This window comes from Microbispora sp. NPDC004025, from assembly GCF_053604425.1.
Genome location: NZ_JBSGHN010000002.1, coordinates 558,344 through 571,005 on the forward strand (window position 1 = coordinate 558,344; position 12,662 = coordinate 571,005).

The 12,662-nt window shown below is 73.6% G+C and carries 12 protein-coding genes; 10 read left to right on the forward strand and 2 right to left on the reverse strand.

Annotation, left to right across the window (positions count from 1 at the left end):
* Positions 1 to 180 precede the first annotated feature (180 nt).
* The 7 genes from ACWEQG_RS06905 to ACWEQG_RS06935 all read left to right on the forward strand — a co-directional run bounded on the left by ACWEQG_RS06905 (position 181) and on the right by ACWEQG_RS06935 (position 7,153).
* Complete coding sequence (locus tag ACWEQG_RS06905) at positions 181 to 777, forward strand: DUF3000 domain-containing protein (protein WP_142563873.1); 597 nt, start codon at positions 181 to 183, stop codon at positions 775 to 777.
* 3 nt (positions 778 to 780) lie between these two features.
* Positions 781 to 2,004, forward strand: coding sequence for an HRDC domain-containing protein (locus ACWEQG_RS06910; RefSeq protein WP_452282434.1), 1,224 nt, complete (start codon positions 781 to 783; stop codon positions 2,002 to 2,004).
* A gap of 1 nt (position 2,005) precedes the next feature.
* Positions 2,006 to 2,380 (forward strand): VOC family protein, encoded by a 375-nt coding sequence (locus ACWEQG_RS06915; RefSeq protein ID WP_452282436.1) that lies wholly within the window; start codon positions 2,006 to 2,008, stop codon positions 2,378 to 2,380.
* Between the two features lie 90 nt (positions 2,381 to 2,470).
* A complete protein-coding gene (locus tag ACWEQG_RS06920; protein ID WP_452282438.1) occupies positions 2,471 to 3,040 on the forward strand; it encodes an RNA polymerase sigma factor in 570 nt (189 codons plus the stop codon).
* Positions 3,031 to 3,675 (forward strand): hypothetical protein, encoded by a 645-nt coding sequence (locus tag ACWEQG_RS06925; protein WP_452282440.1) that lies wholly within the window; start codon positions 3,031 to 3,033, stop codon positions 3,673 to 3,675. The genes ACWEQG_RS06920 and ACWEQG_RS06925 overlap by 10 nt, the downstream gene beginning before the upstream one ends.
* Before the next feature lie 152 nt (positions 3,676 to 3,827).
* Complete coding sequence (locus tag ACWEQG_RS06930; protein ID WP_452282442.1) at positions 3,828 to 5,051, forward strand: thiolase family protein; 1,224 nt, start codon at positions 3,828 to 3,830, stop codon at positions 5,049 to 5,051.
* The gene (locus ACWEQG_RS06935; RefSeq protein ID WP_452282444.1) at positions 5,048 to 7,153 is read left to right on the forward strand and encodes a 3-hydroxyacyl-CoA dehydrogenase NAD-binding domain-containing protein; all 2,106 of its coding nucleotides are present in this window, start codon (positions 5,048 to 5,050) and stop codon (positions 7,151 to 7,153) included. Before ACWEQG_RS06930 ends, ACWEQG_RS06935 begins: the two co-directional genes overlap by 4 nt.
* 425 nt (positions 7,154 to 7,578) lie before the next feature.
* Here ACWEQG_RS06935 and ACWEQG_RS06940 read toward each other — a convergent pair whose 3' ends face one another.
* The gene (locus ACWEQG_RS06940) at positions 7,579 to 8,064 is read right to left on the reverse strand and encodes a GNAT family N-acetyltransferase (RefSeq protein WP_452282446.1); all 486 of its coding nucleotides are present in this window, start codon (positions 8,062 to 8,064) and stop codon (positions 7,579 to 7,581) included.
* A gap of 234 nt (positions 8,065 to 8,298) precedes the next feature.
* Here ACWEQG_RS06940 and ACWEQG_RS06945 point away from each other — a divergent pair, with 234 nt between their 5' ends.
* Positions 8,299 to 9,300, forward strand: coding sequence for an AAA family ATPase (locus tag ACWEQG_RS06945; protein WP_452282448.1), 1,002 nt, complete (start codon positions 8,299 to 8,301; stop codon positions 9,298 to 9,300).
* Positions 9,282 to 10,922, forward strand: coding sequence for a LuxR C-terminal-related transcriptional regulator (locus ACWEQG_RS06950; RefSeq protein ID WP_452282450.1), 1,641 nt, complete (start codon positions 9,282 to 9,284; stop codon positions 10,920 to 10,922). The genes ACWEQG_RS06945 and ACWEQG_RS06950 overlap by 19 nt, the downstream gene beginning before the upstream one ends.
* Before the next feature lie 90 nt (positions 10,923 to 11,012).
* Here the strand turns inward: ACWEQG_RS06950 and ACWEQG_RS06955 are convergent, their stop codons facing one another.
* Positions 11,013 to 12,086, reverse strand: a complete 1,074-nt coding sequence (locus ACWEQG_RS06955; protein WP_452282452.1) for an alkene reductase — start codon at positions 12,084 to 12,086, stop codon at positions 11,013 to 11,015.
* A gap of 127 nt (positions 12,087 to 12,213) precedes the next feature.
* Here ACWEQG_RS06955 and ACWEQG_RS06960 point away from each other — a divergent pair, with 127 nt between their 5' ends.
* A complete protein-coding gene (locus ACWEQG_RS06960; protein WP_452282454.1) occupies positions 12,214 to 12,582 on the forward strand; it encodes a MerR family transcriptional regulator in 369 nt (122 codons plus the stop codon).
* Positions 12,583 to 12,662 lie beyond the last annotated feature (80 nt).

The following is a 12,662-nucleotide window of genomic DNA, read 5'->3' on the forward strand; positions in this document are numbered from 1 at the left end:
GGGCGGCGCCGCCGTGTGGACGGCTGCGGCGACCGCCGGGACCGCACGCTCGGACGCGCCTCGGCGCGGACGTCCGCCCGGGTTACGGCTCGACTGGCGGCGACGGTTTGACGACTTGCGATGCCCCCCACAGCCACCCCCCTGCTTCGCGCCATCCCGAATCCGACCTACTCTTCCGTCATGACCCTCGGTGAACCGCCGGCGCCTCCCGCCGCCTTCAGGCGCGCGCTGGAGACGTTGCGCCCTGCCGAGGTACGGCCGGAGATCGAGCTGGAGGACATCCCCGCCCCCCAGCGGCTCGCGCCGTACTCCGGAGCCGTCGGGGCGTCCGTGTACCGCGACGACGACGAACTCGCCGTCGGCCGCCTGATCATGCTGTTCGACCCCGAGGGCCAGCGCGGCTGGGAGGGGCCGTTCCGCCTCGTCGCCTACGTACGCGCCGACATGGAGCCGGAGATGACCACCGACCCGCTGCTGGGGCCGGTGGCCTGGAGCTGGCTTACCGAGGCGCTCGACGCCCACGGCGCGCGGTACGCCGCGGTGGGCGGCACGGTCACCCGCGCCGTCTCGGAGGGGTTCGGCGGCAAGGCGGACGACCCCGTCACCACCGAGATCGAGCTGCGCGCCTCGTGGTCCCCGCTCGACGAGGACCTGTCGCCGCACGCGGCCGCGTGGTGCGACCTCATGTGCCTGGCCGCGGGCATCCCCCCACTGCCGCCCGACGTCGCGACGCTGCATCCGCGTCCCGCCCGCCGAGATGATCCGAAAGTTCCATAGCCCGTGACAGAACCCGTAGTCCAGCCCCTGTTGGAGCCGCGCGAGGGAATCCCGCCCGTCATCGAGGACTCCGCCACGCTCGCGGCCGCCGTGGACGCCTTCGCCCGCGGGACGGGACCGGTGGCCGTCGACGCCGAGCGCGCCTCCGGATACCGCTACAGCGGCCGCGCCTACCTGGTGCAGCTGCGCCGGGCCGGCGCGGGCACCGCGCTGATCGACCCGATCGGCTGCCCCGACCTGTCCGCGCTGGACGAGGCCGTGAGCGACGCCGAGATCGTCCTGCACGCCGCCAACCAGGACCTGCCGTGCCTGGCCGAGCTGGGCTTCCGCCCGCGGCGGCTGTTCGACACCGAGCTGGCCGGGCGGCTGCTCGGCTACGAGCGGGTGGGCCTGGGGACCATGGTCGAGCTCGTCCTCGGACTTCGGCTGGAGAAGGGGCACTCGGCGGCCGACTGGTCGTCCCGCCCGCTGCCGGAGGACTGGCTGCGTTACGCGGCGCTCGACGTGGAGGTGCTGGTCGAGCTGCGCGACGTCCTCCACGAGGAGCTGACCGCCACCGGCAAGCTGGGCTGGGCGCTGGAGGAGTTCGCGTCGATCCTGGCCGCCCCCGCGCTTCCCCCGCGTACCGACCCCTGGCGGCGCACCTCGGGCATCCACCGCGTGCGCACGCTGCGCGGGCTCGCGGTGGTGCGGGAGCTGTGGACGCTGCGCGACCAGATCGCGCGGGAGGCCGACCTCGCGCCCGGGCGGGTGCTGCCCGACTCGGCGATCGTCCAGGCCGCCCTCGACCAGCCGCGTACGACCAAGGCCCTCACCGACATCACCCCCTTCGTCGGCCGCAGCGCCCGCCGTCACCTCAACGACTGGCTGGCGGCGGTGAACCGGGCCCGCACGATGCCGGAGCAGGCCCTGCCGCAGCCCGTGGGGCCGGGTGACGGCCCTCCCCCGGCCAACCGGTGGGCCGACCGGGACCCCGCCGCCGCCAGGCGCCTCGCGGCGGCGCGGACCGTCGTGGCGGCGCTCGCCGACGAGCACCGCATGCCGACGGAGAACCTGCTCCAGCCCGACGCCGTACGCAGGCTGACGTGGGAACCGCCCGTGCCCATCAGCGAGGAGACCGTGGGAGACCGGCTGCGCGAGCTGGGCGCGCGGGACTGGCAGATCGGCCTGACCGTCCATCCGCTGACGAAGGCTCTGGAACGGCTGGAGATCAAGGGCGAGGTGTGAGATGACCGATGCCTTCGGGTACGGCCTGCACCACGTCCAGCTCGCCGTTCCGCCCGGGGCGGAGGACGAGTGCCGCGCCTTCTACGTGGGCCTGCTCGGGATGACCGAGATCGGCAAGCCCCCCGCGCTCGCCGCGCGCGGAGGCCTGTGGGTGCGGGCCGGCGCCCTGGAGATCCACCTCGGCGTGGAGGAGGACTCCCGCCCCGCGCGCAAGGCGCACCCGGGCATCCTGGTGACCGGCCTCGACGACCTCGCCGCGCGTCTGGAGGCCGCCGGAGTCGAGGTCGCCTGGGATCCGCACTTCCCCGGCCATCGTCGCTTCCACGCCCACGACAACGTCGGCAACCGCCTGGAGTTCCTCACCCCGGAGACCTGACCGGGGCGTACGACCGTCACCGGAAATGAAGCATTTCGGCCTGGCTCGGTAAGTACAGGTGACCGCAGACGCCAGGAAAGGCCGAGATGCATGACAACTACCCGCGAAGTCGTCGCGGCGGATGATGCGACCCTCATCGGGAGATCGCTGCACGAGCCGGAGGTCTTCGCCGTCCTGTTCGACCGGCACGCACCGCTCCTCCACCGTTATGTGACCAGGCGGCTGGGGCCCGGCGAGGCGGAGGACGTCGTGGCCGACACCTTCCTGGCCGCCTTCCAGAGCCGGGACGACTACGACCTGGGCCGCCCCGACGCCCGCCCGTGGCTGTACGGCATCGCCTCGAACATGATCGGGAAACGGCGGCGCGCCGAGGCCGCCCTCTACCGCGCGTACCTGCGCAGCGGCGTCCATCCGGGGGAGATACCGGGCGCGCAGGTGGAGGACGGAGTCAACACCCTGGCCGTCAACCGGCCGCTCGCACGGGCCCTGCTGCGGCTCAAACGGGCCGACCGCGACGTGCTGCTGCTCGTCGCCTGGGCCGGGCTGAGCTACCAGGAGGTCGCCGACGCGCTCGCGATCCCCCCGGGCACGGTCGCCTCACGCCTCAACCGGGCCCGCAACCAGATTCGCCGGGATCTACCAGAAGGAGCATGGCAGTGAACGCGCTCACCAGCATGTGGCAGGCCGTCCCCGCGGCCTCGCAGGACGACCTCGCCGGGGCCAGGCGGCGGCTGTTGGACGGGATGCGGGCCCGGCGGCCCGCCCCCGCCACCTCACCGCGGCGGGTCCTCACCGCCCCTCGGCTGCTGATCGCGGCCGGCGTCGCGGCGGCGGCCGTCACCGCACCGCTGGTCGCCGGAGGCGGGACCCCGGCGTACGCCGTGACCGAGAACGCCGACGGCACGATCACGGTGGCTCTCCACGAGATGCGCGACCCCGAGGGGCTGCGAGCCGATCTGCTGGCGGCAGGCGTCACGGCCGACGTGTCGTTCCTGGCGCCGCACACGCGGTGCGCGGACGCCCGGTTCGAGGGCGTGGACCCTTCCTACGGGTCGCGGGGGCACACGGAGGAACAGCTGCGGAACGGCGTGGAACGGTGGCGCTCGTTCGAGGCGGCCCAGGTGGTCGACGTCCGTGAGATCAGGATTCGCCCGGAGTTCATCCGGCCGGGCGAGACGCTCGTCCTGGAGTTCCGCGACAACCGGGACGCGCGGCGGCCCTGGCGGCTCGGCGCCTGGCTGGCCGAGGCCGGCTCTCCCGTGAAGCCCTGCACGCCCGTCCCGGACGCGGGCTGAACCCGCCCGCGTCGTCCCGGTGCGGCCGGAGGCTCCCGGAGGTGCGCGGCACGACCGTCGCGCGGCCTCCGGGGGCGTCTTCGCGTCGTGCGCGAGACCGCCGGCATGTCCGTCGCCCCCTCTGATCCAGCGACCGGTTACCGACCAGTAGCATGGGCCTCCGGAAGCTACCGACCAGTAGGAGCGAACCCGTGCCTGCGTCCCGTGAAGTCGTCTTCGTCGACGGCGTTCGGACGCCTTTCGGCAAGTCGGGCCCGAAGGGCCTGTACGCCGAGACGCGTGCCGACGACCTGGTAGTCCGCGTCATCCGCGAGCTGATGCGGCGCAACCCCGGCCTCCCCCCGGAGCGGGTGGACGAGGTGGCCATCGCGGCCACCACCCAGATCGGCGACCAGGGCCTGACGATCGGCAGGTCCGCGGCGGTGCTCGCCGGGCTGCCGAAGTCGGTTCCCGGCTACGCCGTCGACCGCATGTGCGCCGGCGCGATGACCGCCGTGACCACGGTGGCGGGCGGCATCTCCTTCGGCGCCTACGACGTGGCCATCGCCGGCGGCGTCGAGCACATGGGCCGCCACCCCATGGGCGAGGGCGTCGACCCCAACCCGCGGTTCCTGTCCGAGCAGCTCGTCGACGGCTCGGCGCTGATCATGGGCATGACCGCGGAGAACCTGCACGACCGCTACCCGTCCATCACCAAGGAGCGCGCCGACGCCTTCGCCGTCGCCTCCCAGGAGAAGGTCGCCAAGGCGTACGCCGACGGCAAGATCCAGGTCGACCTGGTGCCGGTGGCCGCCCGCAAGGCCGCCGAGGGCTGGGGCCTGGCCACGGCGGACGAGGCGCCGCGCCCCGGCACCACGCTGGAAGGCCTGCGCTCCCTCAAGACGCCGTTCCGGGCGCACGGGCGGGTCACGGCGGGCAACGCCTCCGGCATCAACGACGGCGCGACCGGCTGCATCGTGGCCGCCGAGGACGTGGCGCGGGAGCTGGGCCTGACCCCGCGCATGCGGCTGGTGTCCTACGCCTTCGCCGGCGTGGACCCCGAGGTGATGGGCATCGGGCCGATCCCCTCGACCGAGCGCGCGCTGCGCCTGGCCGGGCTGTCCATCGGCGATATCGGCCTGTTCGAGATCAACGAGGCGTTCGCCGTACAGGTGCTGGCCTTCCTGGAGCACTTCGGCATCGCCGACGACGACCCGCGCGTCAACCCGTACGGCGGCGCGATCGCGTTCGGCCACCCGCTCGCGTCGTCGGGCGTGCGGCTGATGACCCAGCTCTCGCGCGAGTTCGCCGAGCGTCCCGACGTCCGGTACGGGATCACCACGATGTGCGTCGGCATGGGCATGGGCGGCACGGTCATCTGGGAGAACCTGGCATGAGCACGATCGAGACCTGCAAGGCCCTCCTGGAGGGCAAGAACGCCGACGAGGTCGTCACCAAGGCCCTCGTGCGCGACGTCGAGCTGCCGTACGGCGCGGGCACGATGGCGCTGATCACGCTCGACAACGGCCACGACCACATCAAGCCGAACACCTTCGGCCCGCACGGCCTGCTCGCGCTGAACGACGCGCTCGACGCGATCGCATCGCGCTCCGATCTGGCGGCCGTCGGCGTCGTCGGCAAGCCGTTCGTCTTCGCGGTCGGGGCCGACCTCAAGGGCGCGGCGGCGGTCTCCTCCCGCGAGGAGGCGCTGGCCATCGGGCGGCTCGGGCACCACGTCTTCCGTCGTCTGGGCGAGCTGGACGTGCCGTCGTTCGCGTTCGTCAACGGCGCGGCGATGGGCGGCGGCCTGGAGATCGCCCTGCACTGCGCCTATCGCACCGTGTCGTCGGGCGTCCCGGCGATCGCGCTGCCGGAGTGCTTCCTCGGCCTGGTGCCCGGCTGGGGCGGCACCCAGCTCCTCCCCCGCCTGATCGGCCCGGAGAAGGCGCTCAAGGTCGTCATCGAGAACCCGCTGTCGCAGAACCGCATGATCAAGGGACGGGACGCGTTCGCCCTCGGGATCGCCGACGCGATGTTCGAGCCCGCCGACTTCGTCGAGGAGTCGCTGCGGTGGGCCGCCCAGGTGCTGCGCGGCGAGGTGACCGTCGAGCGGGCCGACCACACCGCCGGGGACTGGGCCCCGGTCGTCGACCAGGCCCGTACCCTCGTCGACCTCAAGCTGCGGGGCGCCTCCCCCGCGCCGTACCGGGCGCTCGACCTCGTGGCCCTGGCCCGTACGGCGTCCCGCGACGAGGGCTTCGCCGCCGAGGACGAGGCGCTGGCCGACCTGCTCATGAGCGACGAGCTGCGGGCCGGGCTGTACTCCTTCGACCTGGTGCAGCGCAGGGCCAAGCGCCCGGCCGGCGCGCCGGACAGGTCGCTGGCCCGCCCGGTCACCAAGGTCGGCGTGGTGGGCGCCGGGCTGATGGCCTCGCAGCTCGCGCTGCTGTTCGCCCGCCGCCTGGAGGTCCCGGTCGTGCTGACCGACCTCGACCAGGCCCGCCTCGACAAGGGCGTCGGCTACGTCCACGCCGAGGTCGACAAGCTGCTCGGCAAGGGCCGGATCTCCGCCGACCAGGCCAACCGGCTGAAGGGCCTGGTGAGCGGGTCGCTGACCAAGGACGCCTTCGCCGACGCCGACTTCGTGATCGAGGCCGTGTTCGAGGACCTCGGCGTGAAGCAGAAGGTGTTCGCCGAGGTCGAGGAGGTCGTCTCCGACACCTGCGTGCTCGCGACCAACACCTCCTCGCTGTCGATCACGGACATGGCCTCCGGCCTGCGGCATCCCGAGCGGGTCGTGGGCTTCCACTTCTTCAACCCGGTCGCCGTGCTGCCGCTGCTGGAGATCGTCCGGGGCGCCGCCACCGACGACGCCACGCTGGCCACGGCGTTCGCGGTCGGCAAGACGCTGAAGAAGTCGTCCGTCCTGGTCAAGGACGCGCCCGCGTTCGTCGTCAACCGGCTGCTGACGCGCTTCATGGGCGAGGTCACGGCCGCCGCCGACGAGGGCACCCCGCTGGAGGTCGCCGACCACGCGCTCGACGCGCTCGGCCTGCCGATGACGCCGTTCGCGCTGCTCCAGCTCGTCGGCCCGGCCGTCGCGCTGCACGTGGCCGAGACCATGCACGCGGCGTTCCCGGACCGGTTCGGCGTGTCGGAGAACCTCGCCAAGCTGGTCGCCACGGGCAAGCCCGGCCTGTACGGCCCGGACTTCCGGATCGATCCGGAGGTGCGGGCGCTGTTCGAGGGCGGCTCGTCCCCCTCGACCGGTGAGGAGGTGCGGCTGCGCGCACTGCGGGCCCTCGCCCGGGAGATCAGGCTCATGCTCGACGAGGGCGTGGTCTCCGCGCCGCAGGACATCGACCTGTGCATGATCCTCGGCGCCGGCTGGCCGTTCCACACCGGCGGCATCACGCCGTACCTCGACCGTACGGGCATCTCCGAGGAGGTGACCGGCTCCCGCTTCCTGGAGCCCGGCGTGGCGTCCGTACCGGCCTGACGCACGGGGTCGCCCCGGCCCGCCGCCGTACGGCGAGAGCCGGGCCGGGCGTCCCGTCCGAGCCTTCCGCCGTGGACCCGCGAACACGAAATCGCGGACCCACCTGGCCCCTCACCACAGGGCCGCGCGGAACACCGGGGCCCCGCACCACAGGGGCCCCCGGCCCGGGGGGGGGGGGGCCGGGCCCTCGCGGCGCGGCGGCCGTCTGGCGGGGAGCCCCGCCCCCCCCTTCCCCCTGCCCCCGCCACCAACTAATTCGGGACCCCACGTGCCCCCCCACCACGGGGCCGCGCGGAACCGGGGGGCCCGCCACCCGCGGGCCCCCCGGCCCGGGCCGCCGCGCCGGTTCCCGGCGCGGCGGCCCGGCGTACGCGCCGCGCCGACCCTCTCCGGACCGCGAGGCGTCAGCGTGCGCGTAGCGGAACTCATGTCTCGGTCGCGTAGTAGTGGAGGCGCTCGTCGGAGGAGATCCGGCGCAGGCCGGCCTTCTCCAGCACCCGCTGGGAGGCGCGGTTGCCGTGAGCGGTGTCGGCGAGGGCGCGGCTGATCCGCCCGGTGGCGAACCCCTCGTGCAGGAGGGCACGCAGCGCCTCGGTCGCATAGCCGCGCCCTTCGACCTCGGGGGCGACGCCGTACCCGAAACCGACGCTTCCCTCGTCGCCGGGCGGGCCGAAGAAGCCGATGCCGCCGATGACCGCGCCGGAGCCGAGCAGCACGATCTGCAGCGGGCCGAACAGCGGGTCGGCCGGAGCTTCCTGGAGGACGAGCCGCGCGATGTCCTGGTCGTCGTGGCGCGGGTAGCCAGGGCTCCAGTTCCGGCCCTCGCGAGAGCCTGCCACGACGTGCTCGGCCTCCTCGCGGGTGAACGGGCGCAACTGGAGCCGTGCCGTTTCCAGGGTGAACACTGTCACCGTCCACCTCGCACGCCCGTGCGGCGAACGGGCTGCCGGAAGACGGTCACGCGCTGCTCGCGACGCCTCCGCGATCGCGAGGTGAACGGAACGGGGTTGTCGAAGGGGGTCAAGTCTGCTCCCTGGTCGTGAGGTGGACAACGACGACGGTAGGCGGGCGGCACCCCGTCCCGAATCGGTCGTCATGACTTAACGCGACAGATCCACGTACCGTCATCTAGGTAGATTTGTCGGGTGTTGTACGGGCGAGCCGCCGAAGAAGAACAACTGCGACGCCTCCTCACCGAGGCCCGAGCGGGCGCCAGCGCGGCGCTGGTGATCACCGGGGAGGCGGGCATCGGCAAGACCGCGCTGCTGGAGCACCTGGCCGCCCGGGCGGGATCGGCCAAGATCCTGAGGACGACCGGGATCGAATCGGAGACCGAGCTTCCGTTCGCGGCGCTGCACCAGCTTCTGCGACCCGCGCTGGGGCGGCTGGACCTGCTCCCCGAGCCGCAGGCGGCCGCGCTGCGGGCGGCCTTCGGCGTGACGGCCTCCGCCGGGCAGGATCGTTTCCTGACCGGGCTCGCCGTCTTGACGCTCCTGTCGGAGCACGCCGGGGAGGATCCCGTGCTGTGCCTGGTCGACGACGCCCAATGGGTGGACCAGGCGTCCTTGGACGCGCTGACCTTCGTCGCGCGCCGGCTCGACGCCGAGGGCGTCGTGATGCTCTTCGCACTGCGCGAGCCGCGCCCGCTGGGGCTGCCGGAGCTACGGCTGGAGGGGCTGGACGAGGGGGCGACGACCGCGCTGCTCGCCTCCCGGCCCGGCGCCGACCTGCCCGCCCATGTGCGGGAACGTGTCACGGCGCAGGCGAGGGGCAATCCGCTGGCCCTCATCGAGCTGCCGCGCGCGATGACCGAGGAACAGCGCGCGGGGTTGCTCGGCCCGCTTCCGCCGACGCCGGGCGGCGCCACCCCGTCCAGCCGCGTGCAGGCCGGCTTCGGCGCGCAGATCGACCAGCTGCCGCAGTCCACGCGAACGGCTCTGCTTGTCGCCGCCGCCGACGACACGGGAGAGCTGGCCGTGGTGCTGCGCGCGGCCGGGGCCACGGTGCCGGATCTGGAACCGGCCGAGAAAGCCGGGCTGATCCGCCTGACCGGACCCACGCTGCCTTCCGGCATCCGCTGGTCCGGGCCGCGGCCTACCACGGCGCCACCCTGGCCGGGCGGATCGCCGTGCACCAGGCCCTGGTGACGAGCCTGGACGGCGACGAACACGCCGACCGCCGCGCCTGGCACCGCGCGGCCGCGGCGACCGGCGCCGACGAGCAGGCCGCCCTGGAGTTGGAGCGCGCCGCCGAACGCGCCACCGGCCGGCAGGGCATGGCCTCGGCCTCGGCCGCCTACGAGCGCGCCGCCCAGCTCAGCGCCGACCCCGGCGCCAGGCAGCGCCGGCTGATCGCGGCCGCCCAGGCCTCGGCCGACGCCGGGCAGTTCTCCCGCGTGGCCGCACTCCTGGAGCGCGGCACCGACACCGGCTCGCCGGAGACGGCCCGGGTGCGCGCCGCGCTGGAACTGAACGCGGGCTCGGCCATCCGAGCGGTCCAGGTCCTGCTCGGGTCGGACCTCGCCGAACCGGCCATCGCGATCGAGGCCTTCCACGCGGCCCAATCGGCCGGCGATTCCGATCTGATCGCGCGGATGTGCGGCCGTGCACGCGCGCTTCCGGCCGGCCGGTACGGCACACTGACCGGCGTGGCCGCCCTGCTGGCCGGGCAGCCCGCGGACCCGCGGTTCGAGGACGCCGCACGCGACCCCGATGTGCTGTTCAGTGAGCGCTTCCTGGCCGCCCACGCCACGCACGCCATCGCCGATCATGACACCGCCCGGGAGTTGGCCGCCCTCCTGCTGGCCCACTGCCGCTCCCATGGGCTGATGGGCTGGCAGGCCACCTGCCTGCATCTACTGGCGGAGAGCGACCTCGCCCTCGGCCGGCTCGACCAGGCCGGACAGGCGGCCGCGGAAGGGCTGCGTATCGCCGAGTACGCGGGGCTGGACCACCGCGCCTGCCACCTGCGTGCCACTCTCGCCACGCTCGCGGCCCTGGACGGTGACGACGACCGCTGCCGCGAGCTGGCCGAGGCCGCCGGCAGCCACGCCGTCGCCCACGACATCGGCACCGCCGCCGCCCACGCCCACCACGCGCTCGCCCTCCTCCACCTCGGCGCCGGCGATCCCGAACCGGCCCTCACCCACCTCGACCCCGTCTCATCCGGGCCGCCGATGCTGACCGCCTACCTGCTGCCCGACCTCGTCGAGGCCGCCGCACGCACCGGTACGCCCCGCCACGACATCGTGGCCCGCTACGAGCGATGGGCGCAGCTGACCGGCCGCCCGGCCACGCTCGCCCTGGCCGCCCGCTGCCGCGCCCTGACGAGCCCTGACGAACGGGCCGAAGACCACTTCACCGCCGCCCTCGACCATCACGAGCAGGGCTTGGAGCGCTCACGTACCCACCTGCTGTACGGCGAATGGCTACGTCGCCGACGCCGGCGCACCGACGCCCGGCGTCACCTCCGGACGGCGCTGGAAGCCTTCGAGAAGGCCGGCGCCACCCCCTGGGCGGACCGTGCCCGAGCGGAACTGCGCGGCACCGGGGAGGTCGTCGACGAGGCCGGCGCCACCGGCACCCTGCTCGGCCGCCTGACCCCCCAGGAGCGGGAGGTGGTACGGCTCGCGGCCGCCGGCATCAGCAACCGCGAGATCGCGGCCCAGCTCTTCCTCAGTCCCCGTACGGTGGGCCACCACCTCTACCGGGCCTTCCCCAAGCTGGGTGTCACCTCACGCACCGAACTCGCCGGCGTCGTGGGGGCATGACGACGGCCGGAGAACTCCCCGTCGGAACCGTCCGTCGCCGAGCGGTCTGCCGGTGGGCATCACCAGGGAGGGGCCCGGTCTGGGACGCGGTCAGGCCGCGTGCCGGTAGGCGGGGTAGGTGAGGTAGCCGGCGTCGCCGCCCTGGTACCAGGTGGACTCGTCGTCCGGCGCGATGGGGAGCCCCTGGCGCAGCCGCTCCACGAGGTCGGGGTTGGCGATGAAGGCGCGGCCGAAGCTGATCAGGTCGGCGCCGAGCCCCAGCCAGTGATCGGCCGCCGCCTTGTCCGCCTTGCGCGGGCCCATCGGGAAGACCGGGTTGACGATGAGCGTGCCGGGCCAGGCCTTGCGCAGTTCGACGAGCACGTCCTCGTCGGTGGTGGCCTCGAGGTGGACGTACGCCAGGTCCAGGGGGGCCAGCTCGGCGAGCAGCGCGCCGTACAGCTCGGGGACGTCGCTCTCCTCCGCGCCCCACAGGCCCGCGCCGGGCGAGAGCCGGATGCCGGTCCGGTCGCCTCCCACCGCCTCCACGGTCGCCGACACCGCCTCCACGGCGAAACGGATGCGGCCCGCGACCGACCCGCCGTACGCGTCGGTGCGCAGGTTGGCGGTGCTCGACAGGAACTGGGCGATGAGATATCCGTTCGCGCCGTGCAGTTCCACGCCGTCGAAGCCGGCGTCGACGGCCCTGAGCGCGGCCTGCGCGTAGGACATGGCGTGCTCGGGCACCTCGGCGGTCTCCAGCGCCCTCGGCACGGGCGCGGGCCTGGGCCCTGACGGGGTGAAAACCTCGCCGGGAGCGGGGACGGCCGAGGGTCCCACCGGCCGCATCCCCGTGGTGTCGGGATGGGAGACGCGGCCCCCGTGCATGATCTGGGCGAAGACGCGGCCGCCGTTGGTGTGCACCGCGTCGGTGACCGGCCGCCACGACGCGACCTGCTCGTCGGTGTACAGCCCGGGGGTGCCCGGGTTGGACTGCCCCACAAGGCTCGGCTGTACTCCTTCGGTCACGATGAGCCCGGCGGTGGCCCGCTGGGCGTAGTAGGCGGCCATCGACGGTGTGGCCAGGCCGCCCGCGGCCGCGCGGACCCGGGTCATCGGGGCCATCACGACACGGTTGGGCAGAGTCAGCGCGCCGAGCCGGTAGCGGTCGAAGAGGGTCGTCATTCCTGAACGCCTTTCGGAAAATCTCTGCGGTTGGACGTGTCCGCCGGCTGGACACGCGACTACGCTAAGACCTGACATTGACGTCAGATGCAAGCGTTTGAGCCGAGATTTTCCGACAGGAGGCGCGATGCGGATCGGCGAGTTGGCGTCGCAGGCGGGGGTGAGCGTCCGTTCCCTGCGCTACTACGAGGAGCAGGGCCTGCTCACCAGCACGCGCAGCCCCAGCGGCCAGCGCCACTACACCGAGGACGAGGTCGAGCGGGTGCGGTTCATCCAGCGCCTGTACGGCGCGGGCCTGTCGAGCCGGACGATCGCCGAGGTCCTGCCGTGTGTCGACACGCCGAGCGAGCGGAACTCCGACGAGGCGTTCGAGCGGCTGGTCCAGGAGCGGGACCGGATCAGCCGGCACATCGACGAGCTCGCCCAGGCCCGCGACGCCCTCGACCTGCTCATCGACGCCAACCGAGCGCACCGCGGTCACCTGACGCCCACCTGACGCCCCGCTGACCTCGGACACGACAGCGACGGCGCGCCGCCGATCGTGACCACCGCGACAGGCCACCGCGCCCCTCCCGC